Source organism: Hymenobacter glaciei, from assembly GCF_039539585.1.
GTDB classification, from domain to species: domain Bacteria; phylum Bacteroidota; class Bacteroidia; order Cytophagales; family Hymenobacteraceae; genus Hymenobacter; species Hymenobacter glaciei.
On record NZ_BAABDK010000016.1, the window covers coordinates 21,328 to 47,720 of the forward strand.

Here is a 26,393-nt window from a genome sequence, read left to right on the forward strand (position 1 = left end):
GACCGAAAGTCCGCGCTACTTCTCTTACGTTACAGTCGTTTATTGCTTCACTACGCGGCGGTGGGCCACCTGGCCGTTGGCACGCACCGTGAGCACGTAGGTGCCGGGAGCAAGCGCGGCGGGGATTTCCGCGTGCAACTGCCGCCCGGTGGCGGCCACCGTGCTGGCCCAAGCCCGCCGGCCCTGGGCGTCCACCAGGTCCAGGGTTGCGCGGCCGGTGGCTGGCTCCCTCAGCTCCACGCTCAAGTCGGCGCGGAAGGGGTTTGGGTATACGCTGCTCAGCAGGGCGTTGCCAGCACCGGCAGCCGCAGCCAGGGCCACGGGTGCCGAGTAGGTGATGGTGCCATCGGTATCGACTTGCCGCAGACGGTAGTAGTAGGTTCCGAGGCCTGCTGTAGCATCGGGCAGGGTATAGGTGAGGGCGCTGGAACTGGAACCAGCGGCCGCCACGGTGCCGATTCGCTGGTAATCGACCGCATTCACCGAGCGCTCCACCTCGAAGCGCAGCGAGTGCTGCTCGCTGGCCGTTTGCCAGCGCACCAACGCGCCCGACGATTGACGGGCGGCCGACAGGCTGGTGAGCGTGACGGGCAGGGGCAGCGCGAACATGGCCGACGTGAACAGGCCGCGGCCGTGGGTAGCCGCCGCCACGGTTTTATCGCCGGTGCGGTAGCGCAGCATATCCACGCGCATGTTCAGGGGGCCGTTGGCAGTGGGCTTCCACACGGTGCTGCTGCCGTTGAGCTTATCGGTCGAGTATATGCCCATTTCGGTGGCTAGTAGGGCCTTGCTGGTGCCGCGTGGGTCGAACAGCGCCCAGCGCACGGGCATATCGGGCAGGTTGCCTTCCACGCTGGTCCAGGTAGGCGTGGCGGCGGTGGCATTGGTAGATTCGTACACGCTTACCACGCCGTAGTTGGAGAGCGTGACCAGCACGTGAGCCTCGTTGGCCGGGTCGACGGCCACGCACGACACGGCGGTGTTCACGGTGCCGGGGAAAATCTTGGTAATGGTGGGCGTAGCCGTATTAGCGTTGTCGACCATGAGCACCGTGCCGCCATCGGTCGCGCTCGAAGCATTGGTGCCCAGATAAATACGTTTGGCCGTGAGCGGCGCAATGCCCACAAAGCTCACATCGCCGGAGTTGGCCGGCAGAGCGGGGGCAATTGTTGAGGCCCCCGCCGCGTTGTTGGCGGTCATGGGGTTGGTCCAGGCCAGGTAGGTGTTGGTCGTATTGCCCGCGTACAACACGTTGAGGCTGCTGTCGAAGTCCCAGGGATTGATGAACGAGCCAGTCGTACCGCTGAGAAACAGCTGCGTGGAAGTGCTCCAGCCATCCGTAGTGCGGTAATACTGGTTGTAGACGTAGCTGGAAATCTGGTTGGTCGGGGCGTTCTGGTCGATGGTGCAATAGCCACCGTCGCCGCCCGAAATCTGGGGCGTCGAGTTGATGCCGGCAGTTGTGAACTGCCGGGTGCCATTGTCCTGTGCACCGGCCAGAAAATAGTTGTAGTTGGTGGGGTGCATGGCCACCGCGTAAAACTGCGTTACGTTGAAATTAGTGTTGCGCTGCGAAAAGGTGGTGGTGGCTGCAGTTGCGGTAGCCGTATAGGCCAGCCCCCCATCGCTGGCCGAAATGGCCTCTGAGCCCGAGCCGGGCAGGAACAGGAACTCATGATGGTCGGCGTGCACGTAGTTAGTCGATGTGGTGGCCACATTCCAAGCCGATTTTTTGGTCCAGATGGGCGTAGCAGCCGAAGCATTGGCCGTTACATACAGGTCGAGCCCGCCCACATACAGTAAATCAGGGTTGATGGGCGACACCGCTGCTGCCTGCGCGTACCAGGCCTGCCCGCTGGTGTAGTCGAAGCTGCTGCCGCCGGGCTTGGGCATCACCGTCCACGTATTACCCTTATTGAGCGAGCGGTAGATGTCGAGCAAGCCATTAGTCGCACTGTTCTCGAAAATCGCAAATAACCGGTTGGCATCCGAAGGCGCGCAAGCCAGTTCGATGCGGTTGTAGCCCGTGGTGGGCAGGCCCGAGCCCGACAATGTATTGAGCTTAGTCCACGAGCTGACGTTGCCCGTGGCCGAGCGGTAAATGCCATCGGTGGCGAAAAGGCCCATTGTCACGAATATGGTGTTGTCGGCCGCGATTTCAATGTCGGCTACCCGTGTGCTTACCGACGCCTGCGCGGTGGTGGTATTCAGCACCTGAGTCCAGGTCACGCCCTTGTCTTGGCTGCGGTACAGGCCGCCGTTGCGAGTTGCCGCGTACACGTCGTGGGTGACCGGGTGCACCACGAGCTTCTGGCACCGCAGGAAGTCCGGGTTGCTCACCGTCGCCGGCAGCACCGCCCAGGTGACCCCACCATCGGTTGATTTGAAGATGCCGCCTCCGCGCACAGCATCGGCATTGAAGAAGCCCTCCCCGGTGCCGGCGTATATGATGGCCGGCGACACGCTCGCGTCAGCCGCCAGGGCCGATACGGCCAGGTTACTGAGGCCGCTGCTCACGTTGCTCCAAGTGTAGGTACCGGTGGTGGCGTTGGTGATTTTCCACAGCCCCCCGTTGGCAGTACCCGCAAAAACGGCGCTGCCGGTGACATCGGCCGGGTCGAACAACATGGCCAGCACGCGACCACCCACGTTGTTGGGGCCGCGCTCGGTCCAGCTGGCGCTTTCGAGGCCGGTGGTCGCCGTACCCCGCTGAGCGGCGTTTTGCAGAAACTTCTCGTTGAAGCGGGCCGCCGCGAGCAGGCGCTCGGTGGGCACGGTGCCGGTGGCGGGGTCGCGGGTACGGTCCATGTCCTGCAGCAGGGCCAGGTCGGGCCGGTCGGGGCGCACCTCGTCACCGTCGTTCTCTTTGTCTTCGCCTTCGCGTTCCGCTAACCAGCCGGGTTCATGGCTACCCGCATCGGGCAGTGCCAGGTGAAAGCTGCCACTGAAGAGTAAGCCCAGCAAAGTAATTGCCAGGCCCTGCCGCAGTTGATAACCAGAGAAGAATTTCGTCATAATTACATTTAATAGTTCAAAATCTTGAAGAGCTAACTTCAAAAATACTCCTTTTTTAGAGAAATCATTCCCACGGCTAAAACAACATTTTTTTCAGCCTGTATTTACCCTATTTCAATTATAACAATATAACTAACCCGCTCCAAGCACTCGTCATTTTCTTGAAATGATTCTATTGCGTAGCTCGCTCTAACGCAGTAAGTCTATAAATTTCAAGGCACATACCCACGCCAATTTTGTGCAGGCAAAAAAGCTGATAATCCATTGGGATAAAGCACACCGAGCGGCGCTCTCCTACCCGACTACTGAGGCATAACGCCGCTCAGCAAAGCCGCGCAGGCGCTGAAATGCGCGGTCGACTTCTTCGGCCCCTTCGGTTTGCAGGTTGCCGTAGATGACCCGGTCGGTGGTGCTCAGCGCCTGGCGCACGTCGGCGTCGTTTTCGAAATAGGCCACGATTTCGCGGGTCGTGAAGGAGTTGAGGGCGCTGTTTTCGAGGCCGGCGAGGTAGTTTTTCCACAGCACTACGGCCCGCTCCACGTTGGTGGCCGAGCGGGAAAGCTCAAACCGCTCGACGTGACGGGCGAACTGGGCCAGAAAGTACCCGTGGTTTTTGCGGCGCTTGTAGGCTTGGTAGCGCCGCGCCAGCCGCTGCCGGAACAAGGCCGCCCCGCCCGCCAGCAGCAGCAGGCCCGCCAGCACGCCGGCCAGCCAGTAGGGGTAGTTGAAAGCCGGGGGCACGGCTTCCAGGGCCAGGTTTTGTCGGAGGGCGGGCAGCTCGGTGGTACCCGGCGGCAGGGGCGCGGCCGTGCGCTGCAGGCGTACGCGGCTGGGCTGCGGAGCCACGCTCAGGGTATCGGGGCCTTGCAATATGGCCACGGGCAGGGCCAGCACCTGCACCGAATCGAGCCGGAAGGTGCGCAGGTGGTACACGGCCCGGTCGAGGCTGACGCCGCCCCGGGTGCGGGTAGGATAAAAGGTTTTGCCGGCGTACTCGAACGGCGCAAAACGAGCCAGCGAATCCGGAAACACCACTTCCAGCGCGGGGTCGTGGGCGTAGCGCAGCTCGTAGTCGAGCGGTTCCCCCACACGCACGGTGGTCTTGAGAAAGCGGCCCTCGGGCTGCGGCAGCGGCGCAGGGGGCGTTTGGGCAGCAGCCAGCGCCGGCAGCAGCAGCCCCGGGAGCAGCAGCCGGCACAAACGCGGAAGAAAGCAAAACGGCATAGCGGGCGGGGCAGGCAAGGCCCCAAATGTAGCCTGCGGCAACCACCGAAACCGGTATGCGGGTTGCCCGTGCCCGCTTTTCGCGCAAACGCTTTGGCTTTGCGCCCCTACCCCCCTTTCCCTTTCCACACAGTATGGCGGCCTTCGCCGCCGGATTGCACGTGGCCGGCCACGTGTTTCCCGTGCTGCATTGCCGTTACGGCGGGCACCAGGCCACCCACCAACGGGGCCGGGTGAGCACCAAGGTGCGCCACGCGCCGGTGCCCCTCACCCTGCGCGTGCCCGATACCGACGCCCTGCTGGCCTGGGCCGCCGAGCCCCACTAGCGGCAAGCGGCGGCCGTCGTGTTCCGCGACGCCAACGGCAGCGCCCCGCTCGAAACCCTGGTCCTGGGCGCGGCCTACCGCGCACCGTAGCAGCCGCTAGGTTGCTAACAACCCGCCCCTTACCTTGCGGCTCACCGGCAACGGTGCCGGCAACACCCTTCCTTTCTTTGTTATGCAAAACTTGTTTTCTACCGCCATCCCCGAGGCCGCGCTGAAAAAGGCCCTGGGCTACTTCCAGCAAGGAGCCGCCGAGCTGCGTCCCTACCTGCATGCCCTCACGCCCGACGAGCGGTCGGCGATGCTCAAAATGGGCGCGAAAACCGTCGATTTCGTGCGCAAGACCTACGACTACGCCAGCGCCAACCCCAGCTTTGTGCCCATCTTCGTCGACGTGGAGGAGTTTGCCCGCGACGCGGCCGCTGTGCAGGGGCTGGCCCCCGTGCAGCAGCTGCTCGACGGCCTGGCCCTCGACACCGAATCCACCCTGATGCTGGCCGGCTCCGATGCCTACGCCGCCGCCCTGGCCCTCTACAACAACATTAAGTTTCTGGCCAAAAACCAGCACCCCGGCGCGCAGGCCGCCTACGACGACCTGAGCCAGCAGTTCCCCGGCAACGGCGGCGGCCGCCCCCCCAAGGCCCTCAAAGGCTAGCCGCCGGTTGGTTTGGTCTGTAAAAGGCCCGGTTTCGACTCATAACGGGTCGGGACCGGGCCTTTTACAGTCGAAATAGGACCTTGAAGAGTCTGAACCGCCTCTTGAAGGTCCGAAACCAAACCTCCGAGAGTCAGAACCGGTCCTCGCGGAACCGAAACCGGACCTCAGAGGGTAGGTTTTGGCAGCTATTTAAGGGTTTTAGGAGAAAAATCCGCCAAAATGGCTGTTTGTTTTATCACAATTCATCCTCCACTTAAACACCCCAGCACGGAAGATGAATACAAACAGGCTCCGCCCTTTCGGGTGGAGCCTGTTTGAAAGAGGAGGTAGTTTTCTTGAGAAATCAAAAATAGGTTTTTCAAAAGGCCAGTCCTTGTCTACGATATAAGGCTGCTTTTAAAAGAGCCATGCCCACGAGTGTTCACATGCCCTTCGATTGTCATTCGGCTGTGCTTTGGGGGAGGCATAAAATCCGCGCTCGCGCCGCCCGCGCCTCGGCTTAATCGTACCCCCAAGTTGCTTTATCTGACCAACAGCGTAACGCCTAAAACAAATAGGGGAAATCCCCCCAGCCGGAGGTTTCCCCTATTTATGTATCAATGCCTCAGGTATGGGCTAGCTGTCACACCCATCACAGGAAAAACCATACCCAGACAGCACATCACCTCCAAAGAAATAGGTGACTGGAGCATGGTTGGGCTCAATGTTAAAATTATTCCCAGAGTTATGATTCGCCACCGATTCGGAATAAGCTCTTGCCCAACATGAGGTTCCCTCGGGTATGGTATAGGCGGATGTATCAATGCTAATGGATTCACCCAAACCGATTCCACCGCTTTCAGTTGTCTCTCCACCATTCCATTGGATAGAGAAGTTGCACACCAAATCAGTATTATTATTGAAATTGACTATCATCGTTTTGTTATTAACATGTGGTGGAAGTGAACCTATTGCAATTGGGTCTGGAATTGCTGGGTAAATGTTGTCACAACGGGCACAAATTCAATATCGTATTTGAAAAGTTATTGTTTAAAGTGCCCGTTCATTCGTGCCAACGCACTAACCCCGAAACTGCTCTAGTTCTTCGCTTCGCCGTACTCGTGTTTGCCTCCTACTGGAAGCCGGTTAAAAAATCGCCAAAGCCAGTCATGCCGTACTACTGAGCGCAATCGAAGCATATCTACCGCGCAACGCAATTAAATCGGCAGGATTACCACCGCATTAAAGAGGGGTCGACAAGCGCAGTATGACGTGCTGAATAGCCGTTGAGATGCGCTTACCCCCGCCGGCCCGACTGCTGGCGGTGGCGGAACAGATTCACCAGCTGGGGCACGAAGTCGCCCTCGGTACTCAGGGCCAGGAAGCCGGTGCGGGTGCGGCGGCACAGGTTCACAAGCTCGGCTTCGTGGCGGTCGGCCGCGGATTCGATGCCCGCGCGGAAGGCGGCGGCCGAGGTGTTCACCCAGCGTACCTGGCCGGTTTCGGCGTCGCGCAGGGGCACAATGCCCAAGGCCGGGAAGCGGCGCTCGCGCGGGGCCAGCAGCTGCACCACAATCAGGTCGTGGCGCTGGGCCAGCATGGTGAGCTCACGCTCGTAGCTGCCGTCGATGAAGTCGGACACCAGCACCACCAGCGTGCGGCGCTTGAGCAACCCCAGCGCCTGGCGGATGCCAGCAGCCAAGCCCGTGCGCGGCGACACCGGCTCCAGGGCAAACAGCCGGTTTATCAAGGCGTAGGCGGCGCGGGGGCCTTTGCCGGGCGGCAGGTACAGCTCCTGCTGGTCGCTAAAGGCCAGCAAGCCCAGGGCCGAACCCTGCCGGGCAGCCGACAGGGCCAGCAGCCCGGCAATGTCGCGGGCCACGTCGAGCTTGCGGCGCTGGCCGTCGCCCACGTCGAGCGAGGCGCTCACGTCGAGCAGCACCATCACCTGCTGTTCCTTTTCCTCTTTATAGGTTTTTACGAAAGTGCCGTGCCCCTTGCTGCTCACGGCCCAGTCGATGGCGCGCACCTCGTCGCCGTACTGGTAGAGGCGCACATCGTCGAATTCCAGGCCCGTGCCTTTAAACACCGAGTGAAAATCGCCTTGCAGCTGGGCCTCTACTGCTTTGCGAATGCGGATTTCGAGGTGGCGCAAGCGACGCACCAAGTCGGTGAGGGCCGAGGGCACGGAGGGGTTCATGGCGGCGAAGCTACGGCAAGCGGCTAACTTTGTGGCGTGAAATCATTCTGCCGCCGCGGCCTGGCTCCGCTCCTGCCCTCTCTGCTCGTGGCCCTGGCTGCCTGCCAGCGCCCCGAAGAAGTCCCCCGGCCCGCCGACTTGCTCCCCAAAGAGCGCATGGTAGCGGTGCTGGCCGACTTGCAGCAACTCGAAGCCCAGGTTGAAAACAGCCGCCTGCAGCCCGATTCAGCCCGCTCCCTCTTTCTGGCCGAGCAGAAAAAGTCGTTTTGGCAGCGGCAGGTCACCGATTCGACCTTGCAGCGCAGCTACCGTTACTACGGAAGCCACGGCAAAGACTTGACCGAGATTTATCAGGCCGTAATCGATACCCTGAAAGCACGGCAAAAGAAGTTTGACCCACTACCGGTGGGCCCGCCGGCCCCGCAGCACCACTAAGAGTCTATCTGAAAAATAAATTGAACGTCATGCTGAGCTTGTCGAAGCATCTCTACCGCTTCGTCAGCGCCGTTCAACGAAGCGGTAGAGATGCTTCGACAAGCTCAGCATGACGGCCTTTTTGCGGGCTGGGCATTTTTCGGATAGGCTCTGAGTAGCTGTTCCTATCTCCTAGGACGCTTCGTGCAGGCCCTCAGCGTCGCTCACACCAGTCGCTGGCCGTTGGGCACGGGCCCGGCCACGGCGGCTAGCACTATGTGGCCTTCAGCGTCGGCGAAGCCGGTTACCAGCACTTCGGAGCGGAATTTCCCGATTTGCTTGGGCGGAAAGTTCACCACAGCCAGTACCTGGCGGCCGGGCAGGTCGGCCAGCGCATAGTGGTGCGTAATCTGGGCACTAGACTTTTTCAGGCCGATTTCCGGGCCGAAGTCGATGAGCAGCTGGTAGGCCGGGCGGCGGGCTTCCGGGAAGGGCCGGGCCTCCACGATGGTGCCCGCGCGCAGGTCGACGCGCTCGAACTCGGCCCAGGAAAGTGCGTTGTCAGACATGGAAGGCTATTGAGCGAAGGGCTTCAGCATGTCGAGCTTGGCGGCGGTTTGCTTTTCCCAGGCCGCCTGGCGCACGGCATTCAGGCCGTGGTTGGTTTCCTGGTCGTAGCGGTTTTGCTCGCGGTCCCAGTCGGCATACACCAGCTTGGTGGTGTTGTTGAAGCCGGGCTGGAGCTTCTCGCAATTGGCTTTGGCGGCGAACAGCTGCAACCGCTGGCGCATGATGCGGGTGTACACTTCGGTGATGTCGAAGTGCAGCTGCTCGTGCCGTAACAGGTTTTCGCTGGCCATTTTAGGGTTGCGGAACCAGGAGGTATTAGGGTCGAAGGTGGACACCACGGTGCTGCTGAACACGTAGTCTTTGCAGGCTGCGTCGGCTTTGATGTTGGACGAAGTAGAGGCCGACAGGGGGCTGCCCATCGGGGCGCGGGCCTGGAAATCGGCCAGCGTAAGCCGGCGCTCAGCCGACCAGGTAATCATGGGCGCTGGGGCCAAAGCGGGCTTGGCGGTTGGAGCCTGCCGGGCCGGGCCAGGTGCTGGCACTTGCAGCAGCCCGGCCAACAGCAACAGCGGAGAAAAGAAGGTATTCATCACAGCTAAAATTAAAAAAGAGAGCAAGGCGCCGGTAGTCAAAAACCGTTCCGCTCGCTACACCAGCTCGGGCGCGGGCACCGAAGCCACGTATTCAGGCGCCGTTTCGCGGCGGAAACGCACCATGAGCACCACGGCCACGATGCTGAGGCCGGCGAGCAGGCCCGTCCACACGCCCGGCGCCCCCAGGTGCAGCCCAAAGCCCAGCCAGTAGCCCAGCGGCAGGGCCACGGCCCAGTAGGCCAGCAGGGCCACCACCGAGGGCACTTTCACGTCGCCCAGCCCGCGCAGCGCCCCCAGCCCCACCACTTGCAAGCCGTCGGATACCTGAAACAGAGCCGCGACGAGCAGCAGCGTGGCAGCCTGGGCCACCACAGCGGGGTCGTGGCTATAGAGCAGCGGCGCGTAGTGGCGGAAGGCAATAAACAGCAGCCCCATGCTGCCCATAAAAACCAAACCCAACACATACGCCGCGAAGCCTGCCTGGCGCGCCTCGGTCCGGTTGCCTGCTCCCGCCAGCCGCCCCACGCGAATGGTGGCGGCCGCCGCAATGCCACTGGCGGCCATGTACGTCATCGAGGCCAGGTTGATGGCCACCTGATGCGCGGCCAGCGGCACCGCGCCAAGCCAGCCAATCATGATAGCAGCAGCGGCAAAGGCTCCCACCTCGAAGGCCATTTGCACACCGATGGGCGCACCTAGGTCGAACAGACGGAACAAGGTGGGACCGTCGGGCAGCCATGAGGTAATGGCAGCGCGCACCCCAGCCAGACGCGGGGCCAGCAGCACGTAGGCTCCCATAAGCAGGGCCATGAGCCAGCGGGCCGCCAGGGTAGCCCAGGCGGCTCCCATCATGCCCATCGCCGGGGCGCCCCAGTGCCCGAAAATGAGGGCGTAGCAGAGGGCGGCGTTTACCACGTTGGCCCCGATGGACAGCCACATGGCCTGCCGCGTCAGCCCCAGCCCTTCGGCAAATTCGCGAAAGCCCTGGAATAGCATCAACGGCAAAAACGACCAGCACAGGACCCGTACCCACGGCGCAGCCAGCACCTCCACGGCCGGGGCCTGGCCCAGAAAATGCAGCAGTGAAGGCACCAGCTGCCCCAGCCCGGCCAATGCCAACCCGGCCAGTGCGCTCAGCCACACCGACGACACAAGGAGGCGGGCCAGGTCGGCAGAATCGCGGCGGCCGTCGGCAGCCGCCACCAGAGGCACGCTGCCCATGCTCAGGCCAATACCCAAAATCATGATGACGTTCACGCTGTTCACGCCCAGGCTCACGGCGGCCAGCGGCACCGTGCCCAACTTGCCCACCAGCACCGAATCGACAAAACCCACCAGAATATGCCCCACCTGCGACAGCACGACCGGGTAGGCCAGCAGCATCGTCGGCCGCCAGTGCGGCCGTAATTTCTCCAACATAACGCCTGTTTCTATTTCCAGCAAAGGTACGGCTTGCCGCTCTGAGCCAGGAACGGACCCGCGCGTCAGCGTTGCCCCAAAACAGTGCCGGTTGGCACCGCTTTCAGTCTCCTACTCCGCCACCAGCCCGGCCCGTAGCCGCGCCAACGCTTCCGTGAGTACCGTTTCGGGCACGGCGTACGACAGCCGAACGAAGCCTGGGGCACCGCAGGTAGCGCCGTCCACAACTTCGACCCCAGCCGCCGCCAGCCGCCGCACCAGCAAGGCCGAAGCCTCAGCCGGTGGCAGGCCCGCCGGCAGGAAGCGGCGGAAATCGGCGAACACGTAGTAGGTACCCTCGGGCGCGAAAACCTCGCCAGCTCCCGGCAGGGCCGCCAGGCCTTCGAGCAGCAGCTGCCGGGTGGGCTTCAACTGGGCGCACAGCGCGGCACCGATTTCTTCGGCGTGCTCGGTGGCGGCCAGCGCGGCCAGCTGGTTGGGTGTTGGCACGGATACGCCGGTCGCAAACAGCCGCGCCGTAACGGCTGCGGCCAGCGCGGGCGGAGCCACCAGGCAGCCCACGCCCCAGCCCGCCAGCGCCAGCGACTTCGAAAACCCACTCACCACCACACTGCGGGGCCCCGCACCGGGCTGGGCCAGCAGCGTGGGCACCGGCGTGGCCCCAAAGCTGATGCCTTCATAGATTTCATCGCTCAACACCCACAGGTCGGGGAATTCCGCCGTTACGGCGAGCAGGCCGGCCCATTCTTCGGCACTCAGCACCCGACCGGTGGGGTTGTTGGGGTTGCTGAGCATAAGCAGGCGGGTTGCCGGCGTGAGAGCCGCCCGCAACGCCTCGGGCGTGAGAGCGTAATTGTTCGCGGCTGCTAACGGCAGCGGGCGTAGCATGCCCCCGGCCCGCCGCACCAGCTCACTAAAGCCAAACCAGTTTGGCGTGGGTACGAGCACGTCATCGCCAGCCTTTAACAGCTCACTGAGCACGGCAAAGAGGCCGGTTTTAGCTCCGGCCGTCACCAATACGTTTTCGGCCGTGACGTTGCGGGCGCCGCGCCGCTGGTAGCGGGCTGCGAGGGCCGCTCGCAACGCCGGTAGCCCGGCGGCCGGGGCCACGGCCAGCGGCTCGGCGTGTTGCCCAGCGGTGGTCAGGGCGGCGGTAGCAGCGGCCAGCGCCACAGCCGGCACGGCGAAGTGCCCGTAGCCCGAAGCCAGGCTTAATACGGAGGAGGTGGCAGCGGCCGGAGCAACGGTAAGAGTGTCAGGCATCATGGGATGAAGCGTAGGGTTGGACAAATGCTCGCCCGTGAGCAGGTTTTGGCTAAAAGAAACGTCATGCTCCGCTTGCCGAAGCATCTTTACCGCAATAGTAAATCGAATTACCTACCCGGTGAAGATGCTTCGGCAAGCGCAGCATGACGTGTTGTTTTCTGAACCTAAATCTAACTAGCGGGCAGCGAGCACCACATCGGCAAAGTCGCCGGCTCCGTCGGTGAAGAAGTCCACCACCCGCAGGCCCGCCTCGGCGGCCAGTGCTTCGATTTGGGGCCGCGTGAATTTGTAGGAGTTCTCGGTATGGATGACTTCCCACGCTGCGAAAGGCACGGTCAGTTCCAGTCCTTCGAAGTGGATATTCTGGGCCTCGGTGCTCACCAGGAACGAGCGCACGGCCCCGGTCAGGGGTTCGTAATCGGTGAAGTGCTGCCAGCGGGCCAGGTCGAAATCGGCGCCCAACTCGCGGTTGAGGCGGGTGAGCAGGTTCAGGTTGAAGGCGGCCGTAATACCTTGTGCATCGTCGTAGGCCGCGCGAATGCGGCGCGGGTCCTTCCGCAAATCGAAGCCGATGAGCAGGCGGTCCTCCTCGTTCAGCGGGGCCGCCAGCTGCCGCAGAAAGTCGAGCCGGTCGGCGGGGTGAAAGTTGCCGATGTTCGAGCCCAGAAACAGCACCGCCTTGCGGCCGGGCTGGGTGTGCAGTTGGTCGAGGGCATCGGCGTAGGTCTCCACCACCGGCACCACGCGCAGGGCGGGCAGCTCCTGGGCCAGCGTGGCCACCAGTCCACTCATGGCGCCGGCCGAAATATCGACGGGCGCGTAGGTAAACTCTGACTTGGCAGCTAGCAGCTCGCGCAGCAGCAGCTTGGTTTTGGCTCCGTCGCCGGCCCCAAGTTCCAGCAGCGTAAACGACTCGCCCGCCGTGCCGCCCAGCGCCGCTCCAATGGCCGCGCCGTGCTCCCGGAAGATGGCAAACTCCGCCCGGGTGGGGTAATACTCCGGCAGGGCCATAATCTGCTGAAACAGACGACTCCCGGCGTCGTCGTAGAAATACATCGACGACAGCGTTTTGGGGTTGCGGGCCAGGCCCTCGGCCACGTGGCGGGCCAGCTCAGTCATTTCGGTTACCATGTAACATGTCTCGTTTAGCAACCGTCGAACCTGCGTATTGGCTTCGCTTGCGGATAGCCAGGGCAGAGAAAGCAGCGGTGTTGGTGGGAAAAGAAGGAAGAAAGGCTGTTTAACTGACGTTTGCTAATTGTTCTCTGTTCTTGCCAGCCGCAGGCCGGTAAACTGCCAGCGCTTGTCGGCGTGAAAAAAGTTGCGGTAACTCACGCGGATGTGGCTTTCGGGCGTGGCGCAGGAGCCGCCACGCAGCACCAGCTGGTTCACCATAAACTTGCCGTTGTACTCGCCCAATGCTCCGGCAGCACGCGCATAGCCTGGGTACGCATGGTAGGCCGAGTAGGTCCATTCCCAGCAGTCGCCGAGCAGCTGGTGGCACTCGTTGGGGCTGGCATCGACGGGCACCGGCTGCGGGTCGAAAAACGAGCTTTCGAGCCAGGTGCCGGCGGTGGTGGTGGACTCGAAGTGCCGGGCGGCGGCTTCCCACTCGGCCTCGGTGGGCAGACGCGCGCCGGCCCAGTTGGCGTAGGCATCGGCCTCATAAAAGCTGATGTGGGTGACCGGCGCTGCCATTTCCACCGGCCGCAGCCCGTGGTGCGTGAAGCGGAACCAGCCACCGGCCTGCTGTACCCAGTACAGTGGTGCCTCCCAGCCCTGGGTTTGCGCCAGGTCCCAGCCCTCCCCCATCCAGTAGCGAAAGTCGCGGTACCCCCCGGCCTCGATAAATTCCAGGTATTCGGCGTTGGTTACGAGGCGGTTTTGCAACTCGAAGGGTGCCAGCAGCACGTCGTGGGCCGCCAGCTCGTTATCAAAGCAAAACCCCTCTTCCTGAAAACCGATGCGGTGTACGCCGCCCGGCACCGGCAGCCAGGCCATCGGCGGCGCGGTATTGGGCACGGCTGGCAGGCTGTGCGCCGGCAGGTACTCGGGGGCTAGTGGGCTGGTGCTGAGAATGTATTTGATGTCAGTGGCCAACAGTTCCTGGTGCTGCTGCTCGTGTTGCAAGCCCAGCTCCAGCAGCTCATAAAAAGCCTCCGGCAGCTCAGCATCACAGTCAAGCAGGGCGAGCATCGCGGCATCGACGTGGGCGCGGTAAGCCAGCACCTCGGCCAGGGCTGGGCGCGAGAGGGTGCCCCGGTCGGCGCGGTTCACGCGCGAGCCCAGTGAGTTGTAGTAGGAGTTGAACAGGTAGGCGTATTGGGGGTGAAACTCCTGGTAGCCGGGCGCGAACTCGCGCAGCAGGAAGGTTTCCCAGAACCACGTGGTGTGGGCCAGGTGCCACTTGGGCGGGCTCACGTCGAGGGTGGGCTGCACCACGGTGTCTTCGGGCAGCAGCGGGGCGCACAGGGCCTGGCTCTGATTGCGCACGGCGCGGAAGCGGGTTGGCCAGGCCAGCAGTGTAGGAGCCGAATCGGGCAGTGAAACAGTAGCAGCAGTGGGCATAAGTCGGCGGTGGAATGGGACGGAGCGGAGCAGTTTCCAGTGGCTAACCGAAAGCCGGGGCCTGGGGTTACGGCCGGACTGCTCGCAACCGGCTGCTTTTTGGCTAAACCTATACTTAGGCTGCCCGATAAACACGCAGAAGCTCATCATTAATACGTAGAAGCTCCTCCGTATAAAGTGGCATTTACAGCACATAACAGTGAATACAACAACCTATTACGTGAATTTAGGTACTACCAAACCTCGATTTACGGCATTCCCACTTTGTACCTTTTCTTACGTTTTAATCCCATGGTTGCTTCATCCTCCACCTCCGCACCGCTCATCTCAGCTGACGCTTCGGCAGCAGCCAAACCCGCCACCCGCCCCGCCAACCGTGTGGGTACCAAGAGCCGCCGCGGCTTTGCGGCCATGAGCCCCGAAACCCAGCGCCGCATTGCCAGCGAAGGCGGCAAAGCCTCGCACGCCAGCGGCCGGGGCCACCGCTTCTCAGCCGACGAAGCCCGCAATGCTGGCCGCAAGGGCGGGCTGGTGAGCCGCCGCGGCAAAGCAGCCAACGGCGACAACGCCTAACTACGCCCCACGATACCGCCGCGCCGCCGCATCTTTGCGGCATGTTGCACCTTCGGTATTCCCAACGCGTTTTACGCTTCAATTTTCCGGCCCGCACCTCGCGCGGGGCCCTGGCTGAGCATGTGGCCTGGTACCTGCACCTGGCCGATGCCGACAACCCGACCATCAGCGGCTTGGGCGAGGCCGCACCTCTGGCGGGCCTTAGCCCTGACTACGGCCCCGGCTTTGCCGGGGCCGTAGCTATGTTGTGTGAGCGCGTAAACGCCGCCCAACTTCGCTCCCTGGCATTGGCTGAGGTGCCGAACTTGGTTGGCCCTGGCTGGCCCGCTCTCACCTTTGCCCTCGAAACGGCCGTGCTCGACTTAGCCAATGGCGGCCGGCGGCAGTTGTATTCCAACGCTTTCAGCCAGGGGCAGGCGGCCCTGCCCATCAATGGCTTGGTGTGGATGGGCGACGCCAGCTTTATGCGCGAGCAAATTCAGCAGAAGCTGGCGGCGGGTTATAGTTGCCTGAAGCTGAAGATTGGCAGCCTGGACTTTGCCACCGAGCTGGCCCTGTTAGCTGAAATCAGGGCGGTGGCCGGGCCTGCGCGGCTCACGCTGCGCGTCGATGCCAACGGGGCTTTTGCTCCGGCCGAGGCGCCCCGCAAGCTGGCGCAATTAGCCGAATTCGGCCTGCATTCCATCGAGCAACCCATTGCGGCGGGGCAGCCAGCGGCGATGGCTGCGCTCTGCCGCTCTTCCCCCCTGCCCATTGCCCTCGACGAAGAGTTGATTGGTGTGACCGAGTTGAAACAGCAGGCCGCATTGCTCGACGAAATTCAACCGGCCTACATTGTGCTCAAGCCCACCTTGCTGGGCGGTCACGCCGCAACCCGCCAGTGGATTGCCCTGGCCGAAGCCCGGGGCCTGGGCTGGTGGCTCACATCGGCGCTGGAATCGAACGTGGGCCTGAACGCAGTAGCGCAACTGACGGGCGAGTACGACGTGCAAGGCTTTCCGCAGGGGCTGGGCACGGGCCAGCTCTACCACAACAACATCGAAGCGCCGCTGCAGGTGAGCAGCGGGGTACTGCGCTACGCCCCCAATAGCACCTGGGAACTACCCGAATAGGTCTGCCATCAGCTGGCATCGAACACGCGCGACTTTTAGCGTTATTTACGGCGCGGGCCTTCGGCCCAGGCCCATGAAACCCATTCGCACCCACCTACTCTTTTTATTGCTTTGCCTAAGCTTTGCCATCGGGCCGGCGCGGGTGTGCCGGGCACAGGGCCAGACGCTGGCTGGCCCCTTCCGGCTAGAAAATCCAAAGCACCGTCGGGTCCATATCCCGATGCAGATTCAGCGCAACCTGCTGGTAGTTACCATCACCTTGAACGGTTATGGGCCTTTCAATTTCCTGCTTGATACCGGCGTCGCCACGTCCATCATTACTTCGCCGGCTTTGGCCGACTCGTTGCATCTGCGTCACGGTCAACTATTCCGCATTACTGGTGCGGGTGGGGCCGACACCGGCCTGCAAGCCTACCAGGCCGACAGCGTGCAGGTGGCGCTACGGGGCGTGGTGGCCCAGCACATGTCCTTGCTGGTGCTGTCGCAGGATGTGCTGAACCTGTCCGGCTATATCGGCATGCCCATCCACGGCATCCTGGGCTCCGAACTCTTCCGCAGCTTTGTGGTCACCCTTCGGCCCGAAGAGGGCTACTTGGTGGCTACGCGCCCCGAGGTGTACAACGCCCCGACAGGACGTTTCTGGTCTTTCATTCCGTTGAGCGTGGAAAACAACAAGGCTTATTTCACGGCCCCCATTAAGCTTTCCGACTCGCTAACGCTGCCACTGAAGCTGGTGCTCGACACCGGGGCCAGCCACGCCTTGTCCATCGAGCTCGACTCGGACCCTCGCCTGAAGGCCCCAGCGCCCCGCCTGCCTACCGACCTCGGCCGCGGCCTGACCGGCGTGGTGCAGGGCTTTCTGGGGCGGGTGCCGCTCCTGCAGCTGGGCCGCTACACCCTGCCCAATGTGCTGGCTTCCTTCCCCAATTCGGCCGATGTGCACCGCCGCATCGACGTGCCCCGCAACGGCAATGTGGGCTACGAGCTGCTGAAGCGCTTTTCATTGGTGATTGATTATCCGCACCAGCGCCTGTTTCTGCGCCCCAACCAGCAACTTCGCGATGGATTTGAGCACGACATGTGCGGCATTGAGTTCATGGCCGTTGGGCCTGACCTGCGCCGCTACGTTATTCTGCGCGTCATGCCGAACTCGCCGGCCGCCGCCGCAGGCCTCGAGCCGGAAATGGAATTGGTCAGCATCAACCTGATTCCCGCGAATTTCTTCAACCTGACGCAGCTCAGCCGCATCATGCACTCGGAGGACGGCCGCAATATCCTGCTCCTACTCCGGCGGCCCGATGGGGAACTCCAGACGACCACCGTGCGCCTTAAACGCCAGATTTAAGCCGGTGGGCCGCGCGGGGCTGTACCTTCGGGCCATCATTCACTTCTGAAATTCTGCTCATGACTGCTCGACTTCTGCTTCAGCTTGCTGGCCTGTTTGGTGCACTTGGCGTCGCTATTGGGGCCTTCGGGGCCCACGCCCTGCACGATACCCTGGTGCGCGCCGGCCGCCTCGACACGTTCGAAACCGCCGTGCGCTACCAGTTCTACCACACCCTGGCCCTGCTCGCCGTTGGGACGTTGTGGGCGGCCCGGCCCGAGCTACGCGCACTGGGCACCACCGGCGCACTGTGGGCCGGCGGCATTGTGGTGTTCAGTGGCTCGCTCTACGCGTTGTGCTTCACGGGCATTACCAAGCTGGGGGCGGTGGCCCCCATTGGCGGCCTGCTGCTGCTGGGCGGCTGGATAAGCCTGCTGCTGGCCGTGCGCGAGCTATAGCCGAACCTGCTTACACCACAAAAAAAAGGCCTTCCGCTTGTGCGAAAGGCCTTTTTTTTGTGGTGCCCAGCGGCAAGTGCCGCCAGGCAAACTAGTTTTTCGACTTGGCTTTCAGCTTGCCGCCGCCGACTTTCACTTTGGTTTTGTTGTCGTCAGCTTTCACCTTTACGTCGCTCGAAGCGGCCATGGCGGGGGCAGCACTGGCCGTAGCAGCAGCGTCTTTCACTTCGCCCACCAACGATACGGTGGTGCTACCGGCAGTTGCGTTCGACTCAATGGTCAGCACTTTGTTCTGCATGCCCATTTTGCCGGTCGAGTTGAAGTGGGCGGCGATGGTGCCGGTTTTGCCGGGCAATACCGGGGCTTTGGTCCACTCCGGGGTGGTGCAGCCGCAGCTCACGCCAATGTTGGAGATGATGAGGGGCGCAGTACCCGTGTTCTTGAACTTGAAGGTATGGTCGACGGTGCCACCGGCTACTACGGAGCCGAAGTCGTACTTCACTTCTTCGAACGTGATGGCAGGACCTGCCACGGGGCCAACCGGCTTAGCAGCCGCAGTCGTTTGGGCGTGAGTCGTGGTGTAGGCAGCAGCCGTCAGGCTCAGGGCGAGAAGCAAGGTTTTTTTCATGGGAAACAATTGAAAAAGGAATGATGAAGCGTTGGCGTTGAACAAATCTAGGGTTTTCGCCGGGCCAGGCAAATTTACGACCAAAGTGCGCCGGCCTACCTGAAGACCCGATGAAGCCGGGTTCGGTTCCCGGCTAGTCTTCGGGCGGCGGGTCGCCCACCAGCTGCTGCTGGAAATTGAGCAGAAACAACCGCTCCGAAGCCCGCGTGATGGCCGTGTAGAGCCAGCGGGCAAACTCACCGGCCAGCGGCTCGTCGGGCTTCAGAAAACCGTGGTCGACAAACACGGCCTGCCACTGGCCGCCCTGGGCTTTGTGGCAGGTCAGGGCGTAGGCAAATTTTATTTGCAACGCGTTCAAATACGGGTCCTTGCGCATTTCTTTGTAGCGCTCCGACTTGGTTTTGAGGTGGGCGTAATCTTCGCTCACGGCCAGGTACAGTGCATTGTTGCGGTCCGAGGGCAGGGCCGGGCTTTCGGTGTGCAGCGTATCGAGCAGCAGCTTCACTTCAATCTCGGGCTCGTCGGGGTAGTCCACCAGCCGCACCTGGGCCTGGGCAAAGTGGAAGCCGTACATCTCCTCGCGCCGAATGACTTTCGTTATTTGCAGGAAGTCGCCGTTGGCCAGGAATCCGATTTCCGAGTCCTTCGGCAGCCAGAAATAGTTGTTGCGCACCACCATCAAGTAGTCGCCGCCCTCAATCTCCTCCTCGGCATCGAACAAGGCCCGGCGAATAAGCTGGTTGTACTGGTTGGCGTTGCGGTTCGAGCGGCAAATGATGGTGGTGTTCTCGTGGCCATAGTTGCGGTAGGCCCAGCGCAGGCCGTCCTCCAGCTTGTCGCCCCCCATCTTAAAAATGTCGCGAAAACCCTGCGTGTGCAGCTGAATTTTGGGCACTTCCTCGCGCAGCTCTTCGCGCAGTTCAGTCGCATTCACCAGAATGCCAGATTCCTGGGCCTGGCGCATCACCTGGCGCAGCTCCACGCTGCCCACCTCGGCCCGGAAGCGGTGGCCCAGCAGCTCGGGGTCGAGGGCGGGGCTCAGGAGCTGGCCCACCGGCGGCAACTGGGCCGTATCGCCAATGAGCAGCAGCTTGTTGCTGGTTTTCTCGAACACGAAGCCCATCAAATCGTCGAGCAGGCCATTTTCACCGAAAGCTTTCTCGTCCGAAATCATCGAAGCCTCGTCCACGATGTAGAGCGTTTGCTCGGTGCGGTTGGGCTGGCGCTGGAAATTGAGCCGCTCGGATGGTGAGCCACTGGTTTGGCGGTAGATTTTTTTGTGAATGGTGCTGGCGACCACGCCGGCGTAGCCAGCCATTACCTTGGCGGCGCGGCCGGTGGGGGCCATCAGGGTGTACTTGCGCTGCATTTTGTGCAGCCACTGCACCAGGGCGCTTACCACGGTGGTTTTGCCGGTACCAGCATACCCGCGCAGCACAAACACCTTGCGCCCCGGCAACTGGTCGCGCAAAAACGCATCAAGCTGGGTAAAAAGCAGGGATTGGTCGGCGGTCGGCGTGTAAGGAAAATAGTCGCGAACGGACGGAGTGCGGAGGGAAAGCATTATTTCAAACGATATAAATCACCACTCTCAAAGCCGGTATACACTGGAATGTTCCCGCCTAAAAAAGAATCCTGTATTGGGCTCTTCCTTAAGGTCCTTCCCAGGGAATAAATTACTTCAAGAATCACCCAATACCATTCCTCACCTTCATTGGCGGAAATAATCAGTTCTTTTTGAGCAATGAATTCGGGCGGAAAAGCAGCCCATTCATCGTCTGTTTCGTTGTAGTTCTTCGAACCAGCCAAATACAGTACGTAGCCTTCCTCAACTTCACCAAGACCAAAACGGAAAGCAATGATTTCCTCAGCTGGGTTTTCATCGGCGACTACATCGTTTAGCCAAGTTTCGAGTTCAGACCGAAAGGCTTCTGCATTTTCCATTTTGATGAAAAAAGTTAAGCCGCTGGCTCCACCACTGCCATCGTCGCGCTGGCTTTGGCAATCAGCAGCTCATCGCACCACACCTCGGCTTCGCAAAAATGTAGGCGCCGGCCGGCTTTCAGCACCCAGCCAATCGCCCGCAGGCGCTGCCCCACTCCGGGGTGCAGGTACGACACGCGCAAGTCGGCCGTGACGAGGCCGTAGTTGTCCGAAATAAGCGTAACGGCGGCGAATCCGGCCACTAGGTCAGCCATGGTTGCCACCAGGCCGCCGTGCGCAAAGCCGCGCTGCTGCTGGTGCTGCTGCTGCAGGGCCAGTTCGGCCTCGACGCGGCCAGCGGTGATGACGGTGAGGTTGGCCCCGATGAGGTGCATGAAATGCTGCCGCTCCAGCTTGCGCCGGATTCGAATTTCGAGGTCGGACGCAGAACCGGAGGCAGAGTTGTTGGCAGAAGGTTGATTATCAGAAGACACAGGGAAGAAAAGCTTAGGTAATGAAAAAACAGCCGATGAGGACAAGCGTATTAATATTTTATACCACCTTGTACTCAACCTCAAGCCTTAGGACTTTCTAAACCCATAAAACGCACTCAGGGCGGCGGCTAAGGCATTTGTACGGCTAGCCCTCAAAGGTACTGGCTTGGCTACCGCCCCCCTATCTTTCGGCTTCACTTTCGCTTCAAATGCCATGATAGAACCCGGGCCGGCCATGCAGTATGTAGTAGCGGGCGCGTTGGGCCTGGGGCTGGCGGCGTGCAGCGGCTTTCGGGTATTTGTGCCATTGCTGGCGGCTAGCTTGGCCTACCACACCGGCTACCTCGCGCCTTCGGCAGGCTTTGCGTGGCTGGGCACCTGGGCGGCTCTCATCACGCTGGCCACCGCCACAGTGGCCGAAATTGCCGGTTACTACGTCCCGTTCCTGGACCATATGCTCGATACGCTCACAACCCCGGCTTCTTTCATTGCGGGCACTATTCTGATGACCTCGGCCCTTCCCCATCTCGACCCTGGCTTGCGCTGGACGCTGGGCATTCTGGTGGGCGGTGGCACGGCCGGGCTGGTCCAAACCGGTACCGCATTGCTGCGCGGTGCTTCTACTGCCAGCACCGGCGGCCTGGCCAACCCAGTGCTGGCTACAGTTGAAAATACGGCGGCCATCGGCGGCGTTGTCCTCACGCTATTGCTGCCGCTGGTAGCCGCGGGCCTGGTGGTGGTGTTGCTGGTGTTTATGCTGAGCCGGGTGCGGCGCTGGCGGGCACGCAGGGCAGCGCGGCAGCCGTCCCAGCATTCCACTGCCGCACATTAGTAAGCGCTACACTCAATGCCAGCGGTCAGGGCAAAGGAATGTCGCTTTTTTCGGTCCCTGAGCAAAACAATGTGGGCGAGGGGCCGTTAGTCGGGCAAGCTATTCGGCATCCTTGTTCTCGCCTACCTTGTTATATGACGACACCTTCTTCTTTACCCGATTCTTCCGATGCCTTGCTCCAGGCGTACTCTGGCCGGGTGCGCGTGCGCGTGGGTGGGTTGCTGCTGCGCGATGGCGCGATGCTGCTGGCCGGGCACCGCGGGCTGCTGCCCGAGCACACGCCGTTCTGGTCGCCCCCCGGCGGAGGCTGGCAGTTTGGTGAAAGCCTGAAGGAAGCCCTGGTACGCGAGTTTCAGGAAGAAACCGGGCTGGCAGTGCGGGTGGGCCGCTTCCTGCACCTGCACGAGTTCAGCCAGGGGCCGTTGCAGGCGTTGGAATTGTTTTTTGAAGTGCTGGCCGACGGCGATAAAACGCCTCAATTGGGCCACGACCCTGAGCACGGGTCTGATGCCCAATTGCTGACTGCGCTGCAATGGTTTACTCCCCGCCAGCTGCAACAACTGCCCCCTGCCCAGCTACACCCCGTGCTGCGGCAGGTGCTTAGCCCCGACGATATTTTCGTACCGCAGCTGCTCTTTTCGTAGCCTCCGAGTGCCCACAACCTATGGCACTGCTTTTTCGCGCTGCCGTTTGCTGCCCTCAGGCATTATCTTTAGCCCCGGCCACCCGGCCGGCTTTAGCTTCGATTCGTGCCTTCTTCTGCATCCTACCCTGTTTCTGCGCCATCGGGCGCGCCCACGGCGCTGCTCCAGCTGCGCGACGAAACCTTTGACCCGGCCAATGCGGCCGCCTACAACCTCTACCTGCTGGCCGGCCCCGCCCGGCTCTACCTGGCCGTAGCCGATGTAGAGCGCCGCAAGTTTGTGGCCCTCGAAGAATATCAACTCACCGCCGGCGGCGTACCCGCGCTGGCCGCTCAGCACGATTTCCTGAACCTGCGCGGCTGGAATGCCGTGCGGCTGGCCGTCACGGGCCGGGCTTTCACGCTGCTGCCGGCGCCTTTGTTCCGGGCCGGCGACGAGGCGGCGGCCCTGCGCCTGCACCACACGCCTTCGCCCACCGACACCATCCGCCACACCACCCACCCCGGCCTGGAGCTGGTGAATGTATTTGCCACCGATGCCGCACTAGCCGCGTGGCTCACGGCTACTTACGGGGCCACCGGCCGCCTGCTGCACCACACCAGCGCCCTGCTGGCAGGCCTCGTTAACCAGCGCGGAGCCGCTTCGCAGCGCCGCCTCTACCTCAACCCCGGCCAGCAGGAACTCACCCTCGTGGTGCTGGGGCAGCACCTCGAATACTGCAACGTGTTCCCCTGCACCACCGCCGAAGACGTGGTGTACTACACCATTCTGGTGATGCAGGAGCTGGCCCTCGACCCCGACCAGGACGATGTGACCGTGTGGGGTGACCTCACGCCCGATTCGGCCGTGTTCAGCCTGCTGCGCACCTATGTGCGCAACGTGCACTTTGGCTCGCGCCCCCCCAACGTGCAGTACAGCTACCGCCTCAACGACGTGTTCGAGTACCGCTATTTCGATTTGTTCAGCCTGCACTTCGCTTAATCCCGAATAAAAAGCCTCAACATTACTCCCATGCCCCGCATTGCGCTTTTCCCCGGTTCGTTCGACCCTTTCACCACTGGGCACCTCGACATTGTGCGGCGCGGGCTGGGGCTTTTTGACAAGGTTATCGTTGCCATTGGCACCAACAGCGCCAAGCAACGCTACCTGCCCGCCGAGCAAATGCAGGACCTGATTGCTGGCTTGTTTGCCGATGAACCCCGCGTATCGGTGCAGCTCTATCAGGGACTCACGGCCGAGTTTGCACGTGCCACCGGGGCGCGCTACCTGCTGCGCGGCCTGCGCACCAGCCCCGACTTCGAGTACGAGAAACCCATTGCCTACGGCAACCAGCACGTTTTCCCGGAGCTGGAAACGGTATTTCTACTGACCTCGCTTACGCTGGGGGCCATCAGTAGCACCATTATCCGCGACCTGCACCGTTTTGGGGCCGACGTTTCGGCATTTGTGCCGTTTGAACTGCCGCCCCGGGTTAGCTAGCGCGAGCTTATTGCAGTTGGGTGGGGTCGAGCGGTACGACCCGCAGCCCAAGCAGCTGCGTGGGGCGGTGCGCCTGAAACACCGGCAACACTAAATAATTGGCAGCTTCAACGGCTAAACCAGCCTGTTGCATCAGCAGGTCCTCGTTAGTCCCCAGCAGCACCAAGTCGTTGAGGTGGCGGGTTGCATTATCGTAGCTGGCCAGCAAAGAGAGGTGCTGGTAGCGGAAGTAACGCGTCGAATCGGCAGTATCGGCGATGGGGAACTGCTCCAGCACCGCCTTCACCGAAACCGGCATGGGCTGCGGTGGCCCCAGGTGCCGGGCCAGTTCATCAACCGAAAGCCCTAATAACGTAGGTACAGCCACTTCCGCCCGCGCCAAAGGAGCGGAGGACAAGTGGGCTGCCGCGGGGATAGCGTGCTCCTGCATACGTTCGCTCGAGCGCGAGCACGCGGCTACCAACGCGACCAGTGCTGTGCCGGCTATTCCCCAGATGATGATACGTTGCAGCCCCATACCTACGAAGATACGGGGCCGAAGGCACTATTTGGCTTTGGCTTCCTTGCTTGGTTTGCCAGCCATTTCGCTCAGGTAGTGCCGCACCACCAGCGCGATAGAGGCGTAGGAATCCTCCAGCTTAGCCAGGGCTTCCTGAGGCGACATCCAGCGCACTTCCTCGATGTATTCCTCGGTCTGAGGCTTCATCAGGCTGTCGTCCAGACATTTCATGAGGTACCAGCTGGTCTTTTTCAGCATCTTGTTGCCTTTGTAGGCATAGCTGTGCCAGGTGCTGGGCAGTTCTTCGCCCAACTCCAGCTTGATGTTGGTTTCCTCTTCCACTTCGCGCAGTGCGCCAGCGGCCTGGTCTTCGTCGCTCTTAAGCTTGCCTTTGGGCAAATCCCACTTGCCCAGGCGGTAAATCATCAGTACCTGGTCGCCTTTCACCACAAGCCCACCGCCGGCCTTGGCAATCTTGAACTGGTCTTTGAAATGCAGGGTGATAAAATTTTTCTTTTTTACCAGCATGGTCAGCGATTTCAGCTTTTTCAGCTTTTTCACTTCCATCAGGCGCAGCAAGCGGTCGATGAACAAGGGGCCGGCGTCGCGCACCAGCACGTCGCCCACCAAGTCCTTCGACGTAAAATCGTCGTCCGGATTCAGCACGAGGTCATACTTGTGCTTGTACACTTTTTCGCTGAGCTTTTTGATGACCAGCGGAATGTCGTTGATGAAAATGTTCATCGGGATAGGCGGCTTGTGAAAACAGACGTCGGGCAAACAGGGGCTGCCGGCATCCAAAGAAAAAAGAGAATATAGCGGAAGGCAGCGGCCGCAAGATACGGGGCCGAACCGATTTCGCGGCCTGCCCCATCTTTGCCCCATGACGCACATTGGCCTGCTCTCCGACACCCACAGCTATTTCGACGAGCGCATCGCGCATCATCTGCGCGGCTGCGACGAAATATGGCACGCCGGCGACTTCGGCGACGCCCGGGTGGTGGACGAATTGCAGGCCTTGGCGCCGCGGTTTCGGGGCGTGTACGGCAATATCGACGGCACGGACGTGCGCCACACCCAACCGCTGGTGCAAGACTTTGAAATTGAGGGACTGCGCGTCGTAATTACCCACATTGGCGGCTACCCGGGCCACTACGCGCCCGCTGCTCGCCCCCTGCTCGACGCTACCCGCCCCGGCCTGTTTGTAACGGGCCACTCCCACATTTTGCGTGTGATGCCGGACCCGCGCCGCCACCTGCTGCACCTCAATCCCGGCGCGGCCGGCCGGCACGGCTTCCACCAGGTGCGCACGCTGCTGCGCTTCGGAATCGACGGTGGTAAAGTGGTGAATTTGCAGGCCGTGGAGTTGGGCAAGCGGGCGGGGTAAGGGCATATGTGACTGCGAGTGGGGCGCGGCATTCCGCTGCGCTTCACTCGCAACGCCAGCCGGCACCCACTACAAACCAACAAGCCCCGCTCCCTGCAGAACAGGGAAACGGGGCTTGTGGAAATGGGAAGCTGCCGGCCTGGGGCCGCAGCTAATTACTTACAGCGCGATTTCGGGCTTGGGGTGCTCGCCTTCCTGGCCGTCTTCGTTCACGGGCTTGGTTTCGGCATCGGCAGCGTCGAAAGCTTCGGCGTTGTCGGCTTTTTCGTCGGAACCGGTTACGGCTTCCTTCACGCTTTCAACGGCGTCAGCTACTACTTCTTTGGCCTTTTCGACCACGTCGCTGTGCACAACGGCATCAGCTACTTCTTTCACTTTTTTCACAGCAGAAGCAGCGGTGTCCTTTACGGCAGCCACGGCACCGGCTACGCCAGCTGGGGCGAAGCGCGACTTCAGCTCGTCCAGGTCCACGTTTTTCAGAACGGGCGTGCGGAGCAACTCCTTGATGATGTGCTGCTTGTTGTTGGCGCGGGCAATGTTCTTGCGGTGTTTGCGCTTGAGGCGGGTAACGGACATGGTGCCGGAATGGTTAAAGTCTAGGGGCTTACGAAACGGAGGGCAAAAGTAAGGCTTTCTGGTGGAAAGTGCAAGCCCGCTAGGCATTTTGCTGAATGACTGTGGATTTGGCCCCGCTGCAACCGGGCCGCGTCAGGCGCTACTTTTGCCGATACTCAGCGGCCAGTGCCTGTGTTTTGGTTGGAGAATTTATTTTATAAATCTATCCCAAACCCTTTCGCTTCACTGTTCGCGC

At 61.6% G+C, this 26,393-nt stretch carries 28 protein-coding genes; 12 read left to right on the forward strand and 16 right to left on the reverse strand.

Translation table 11 applies throughout. The annotated features are described in order from the left end of the window. Positions 1-39: 39 nt before the first annotated feature. Positions 40-3,015: a T9SS type A sorting domain-containing protein gene (locus ABD837_RS09025; protein ID WP_345053135.1), complete on the reverse strand. Its 2,976-nt coding sequence runs from the start codon at positions 3,013-3,015 to the stop codon at positions 40-42. A 294-nt stretch (positions 3,016-3,309) separates the two neighbouring features. Then, on the reverse strand, positions 3,310-4,215 hold the full coding sequence (locus ABD837_RS09030) for a hypothetical protein (protein WP_345053138.1): 906 nt from the start codon (positions 4,213-4,215) through the stop codon (positions 3,310-3,312). 158 nt (positions 4,216-4,373) lie between these two features. On the opposite strand from ABD837_RS09030, the gene tssD reads away from it, so the two are divergent. Both tssD and ABD837_RS09040 read left to right on the forward strand, forming a co-directional pair. Further along, positions 4,374-4,565, forward strand: coding sequence for a type VI secretion system tube protein TssD (tssD, locus tag ABD837_RS09035; RefSeq protein WP_345053140.1), 192 nt, complete (start codon positions 4,374-4,376; stop codon positions 4,563-4,565). Between the two features lie 172 nt (positions 4,566-4,737). Continuing rightward, positions 4,738-5,217: a hypothetical protein gene (locus tag ABD837_RS09040; protein ID WP_345053142.1), complete on the forward strand. Its 480-nt coding sequence runs from the start codon at positions 4,738-4,740 to the stop codon at positions 5,215-5,217. Positions 5,218-6,496: 1,279 nt separating this feature from the next. Here the strand turns inward: ABD837_RS09040 and ABD837_RS09045 are convergent. Beyond that, the gene (locus ABD837_RS09045; RefSeq protein WP_345053144.1) at positions 6,497-7,399 is read right to left on the reverse strand and encodes a DUF58 domain-containing protein; all 903 of its coding nucleotides are present in this window, start codon (positions 7,397-7,399) and stop codon (positions 6,497-6,499) included. Positions 7,400-7,435: 36 nt separating this feature from the next. On the opposite strand from ABD837_RS09045, the gene ABD837_RS09050 reads away from it, so the two are divergent. Next, positions 7,436-7,834: a DUF4296 domain-containing protein gene (locus ABD837_RS09050; protein ID WP_345053146.1), complete on the forward strand. Its 399-nt coding sequence runs from the start codon at positions 7,436-7,438 to the stop codon at positions 7,832-7,834. Positions 7,835-8,037: 203 nt separating this feature from the next. Here the strand turns inward: ABD837_RS09050 and ABD837_RS09055 are convergent, their stop codons facing one another. From ABD837_RS09055 to egtB, 6 genes are all read right to left on the reverse strand, one after another. Beyond that, a complete protein-coding gene (locus tag ABD837_RS09055) occupies positions 8,038-8,382 on the reverse strand; it encodes a tRNA-binding protein (protein ID WP_345053148.1) in 345 nt (114 codons plus the stop codon). Between the two features lie 6 nt (positions 8,383-8,388). Next, complete coding sequence (locus ABD837_RS09060) at positions 8,389-8,973, reverse strand: DUF922 domain-containing protein (protein WP_345053151.1); 585 nt, start codon at positions 8,971-8,973, stop codon at positions 8,389-8,391. Between the two features lie 57 nt (positions 8,974-9,030). Next, the gene (locus ABD837_RS09065) at positions 9,031-10,395 is read right to left on the reverse strand and encodes an MATE family efflux transporter (protein ID WP_345053153.1); all 1,365 of its coding nucleotides are present in this window, start codon (positions 10,393-10,395) and stop codon (positions 9,031-9,033) included. 111 nt (positions 10,396-10,506) lie between these two features. Further along, positions 10,507-11,661: a pyridoxal phosphate-dependent aminotransferase gene (locus ABD837_RS09070; protein ID WP_345053156.1), complete on the reverse strand. Its 1,155-nt coding sequence runs from the start codon at positions 11,659-11,661 to the stop codon at positions 10,507-10,509. Between the two features lie 174 nt (positions 11,662-11,835). Beyond that, the gene (gene egtD / locus ABD837_RS09075) at positions 11,836-12,780 is read right to left on the reverse strand and encodes an L-histidine N(alpha)-methyltransferase (protein WP_345053158.1); all 945 of its coding nucleotides are present in this window, start codon (positions 12,778-12,780) and stop codon (positions 11,836-11,838) included. 135 nt (positions 12,781-12,915) lie between these two features. Further along, positions 12,916-14,229, reverse strand: coding sequence for an ergothioneine biosynthesis protein EgtB (gene egtB, locus ABD837_RS09080; RefSeq protein WP_345053161.1), 1,314 nt, complete (start codon positions 14,227-14,229; stop codon positions 12,916-12,918). Between the two features lie 291 nt (positions 14,230-14,520). Here egtB and ABD837_RS09085 point away from each other — a divergent pair, with 291 nt between their 5' ends. The 4 genes from ABD837_RS09085 to ABD837_RS09100 all read left to right on the forward strand — a co-directional run bounded on the left by ABD837_RS09085 (position 14,521) and on the right by ABD837_RS09100 (position 17,696). Further along, on the forward strand, positions 14,521-14,802 hold the full coding sequence (locus ABD837_RS09085; protein WP_345053163.1) for a KGG domain-containing protein: 282 nt from the start codon (positions 14,521-14,523) through the stop codon (positions 14,800-14,802). Positions 14,803-14,843: 41 nt separating this feature from the next. After that, positions 14,844-15,914, forward strand: a complete 1,071-nt coding sequence (locus tag ABD837_RS09090; RefSeq protein WP_345053165.1) for an o-succinylbenzoate synthase — start codon at positions 14,844-14,846, stop codon at positions 15,912-15,914. Positions 15,915-15,987: 73 nt separating this feature from the next. Then, on the forward strand, positions 15,988-17,259 hold the full coding sequence (locus ABD837_RS09095; RefSeq protein WP_345053167.1) for an aspartyl protease family protein: 1,272 nt from the start codon (positions 15,988-15,990) through the stop codon (positions 17,257-17,259). A 59-nt stretch (positions 17,260-17,318) separates the two neighbouring features. Further along, positions 17,319-17,696 (forward strand): DUF423 domain-containing protein, encoded by a 378-nt coding sequence (locus ABD837_RS09100; protein WP_345053169.1) that lies wholly within the window; start codon positions 17,319-17,321, stop codon positions 17,694-17,696. A 91-nt stretch (positions 17,697-17,787) separates the two neighbouring features. Here the strand turns inward: ABD837_RS09100 and ABD837_RS09105 are convergent, their stop codons facing one another. The 4 genes from ABD837_RS09105 to ABD837_RS09120 all read right to left on the reverse strand — a co-directional run bounded on the left by ABD837_RS09105 (position 17,788) and on the right by ABD837_RS09120 (position 20,741). After that, positions 17,788-18,324 carry a DUF1573 domain-containing protein gene (locus ABD837_RS09105; RefSeq protein WP_345053171.1) on the reverse strand — a complete coding sequence of 179 codons (537 nt, stop codon included), beginning with the start codon at positions 18,322-18,324 and terminating at the stop codon, positions 17,788-17,790. A gap of 133 nt (positions 18,325-18,457) precedes the next feature. Next, complete coding sequence (locus ABD837_RS09110; RefSeq protein WP_345053173.1) at positions 18,458-19,888, reverse strand: ATP-dependent DNA helicase; 1,431 nt, start codon at positions 19,886-19,888, stop codon at positions 18,458-18,460. Then, positions 19,888-20,268 (reverse strand): hypothetical protein, encoded by a 381-nt coding sequence (locus ABD837_RS09115; protein WP_345053175.1) that lies wholly within the window; start codon positions 20,266-20,268, stop codon positions 19,888-19,890. The genes ABD837_RS09110 and ABD837_RS09115 overlap by 1 nt, the downstream gene beginning before the upstream one ends. A gap of 14 nt (positions 20,269-20,282) precedes the next feature. Then, the gene (locus tag ABD837_RS09120; RefSeq protein ID WP_345053177.1) at positions 20,283-20,741 is read right to left on the reverse strand and encodes a PaaI family thioesterase; all 459 of its coding nucleotides are present in this window, start codon (positions 20,739-20,741) and stop codon (positions 20,283-20,285) included. Positions 20,742-20,955: 214 nt separating this feature from the next. Between ABD837_RS09120 and ABD837_RS09125 the strand changes: the two genes are divergently transcribed. The 4 genes from ABD837_RS09125 (at position 20,956) to coaD (ending at position 23,696) form a co-directional block, all read left to right on the forward strand. Beyond that, positions 20,956-21,573, forward strand: coding sequence for a DUF4126 domain-containing protein (locus tag ABD837_RS09125; RefSeq protein WP_345053179.1), 618 nt, complete (start codon positions 20,956-20,958; stop codon positions 21,571-21,573). A 134-nt stretch (positions 21,574-21,707) separates the two neighbouring features. After that, the gene (locus ABD837_RS09130; RefSeq protein ID WP_345053181.1) at positions 21,708-22,217 is read left to right on the forward strand and encodes an NUDIX domain-containing protein; all 510 of its coding nucleotides are present in this window, start codon (positions 21,708-21,710) and stop codon (positions 22,215-22,217) included. Between the two features lie 105 nt (positions 22,218-22,322). Beyond that, positions 22,323-23,198: a DUF3822 family protein gene (locus ABD837_RS09135; protein WP_345053184.1), complete on the forward strand. Its 876-nt coding sequence runs from the start codon at positions 22,323-22,325 to the stop codon at positions 23,196-23,198. A 30-nt stretch (positions 23,199-23,228) separates the two neighbouring features. After that, on the forward strand, positions 23,229-23,696 hold the full coding sequence (gene coaD / locus ABD837_RS09140) for a pantetheine-phosphate adenylyltransferase (RefSeq protein WP_345053186.1): 468 nt from the start codon (positions 23,229-23,231) through the stop codon (positions 23,694-23,696). 7 nt (positions 23,697-23,703) lie between these two features. On the opposite strand, the gene ABD837_RS09145 is transcribed toward coaD, so the two are convergent. Together ABD837_RS09145 and ABD837_RS09150 are read right to left on the reverse strand one after the other, a co-directional pair. Continuing rightward, positions 23,704-24,213, reverse strand: coding sequence for a hypothetical protein (locus tag ABD837_RS09145; protein ID WP_345053190.1), 510 nt, complete (start codon positions 24,211-24,213; stop codon positions 23,704-23,706). Positions 24,214-24,240: 27 nt separating this feature from the next. Next, positions 24,241-24,939 (reverse strand): NUDIX hydrolase, encoded by a 699-nt coding sequence (locus tag ABD837_RS09150; RefSeq protein WP_345053194.1) that lies wholly within the window; start codon positions 24,937-24,939, stop codon positions 24,241-24,243. A 139-nt stretch (positions 24,940-25,078) separates the two neighbouring features. Here ABD837_RS09150 and ABD837_RS09155 point away from each other — a divergent pair, with 139 nt between their 5' ends. Beyond that, positions 25,079-25,582 carry a metallophosphoesterase family protein gene (locus ABD837_RS09155; protein WP_345053197.1) on the forward strand — a complete coding sequence of 168 codons (504 nt, stop codon included), beginning with the start codon at positions 25,079-25,081 and terminating at the stop codon, positions 25,580-25,582. 159 nt (positions 25,583-25,741) lie between these two features. On the opposite strand, the gene ABD837_RS09160 is transcribed toward ABD837_RS09155, so the two are convergent. Then, the gene (locus ABD837_RS09160; protein WP_345053199.1) at positions 25,742-26,158 is read right to left on the reverse strand and encodes a hypothetical protein; all 417 of its coding nucleotides are present in this window, start codon (positions 26,156-26,158) and stop codon (positions 25,742-25,744) included. Positions 26,159-26,393 lie beyond the last annotated feature (235 nt).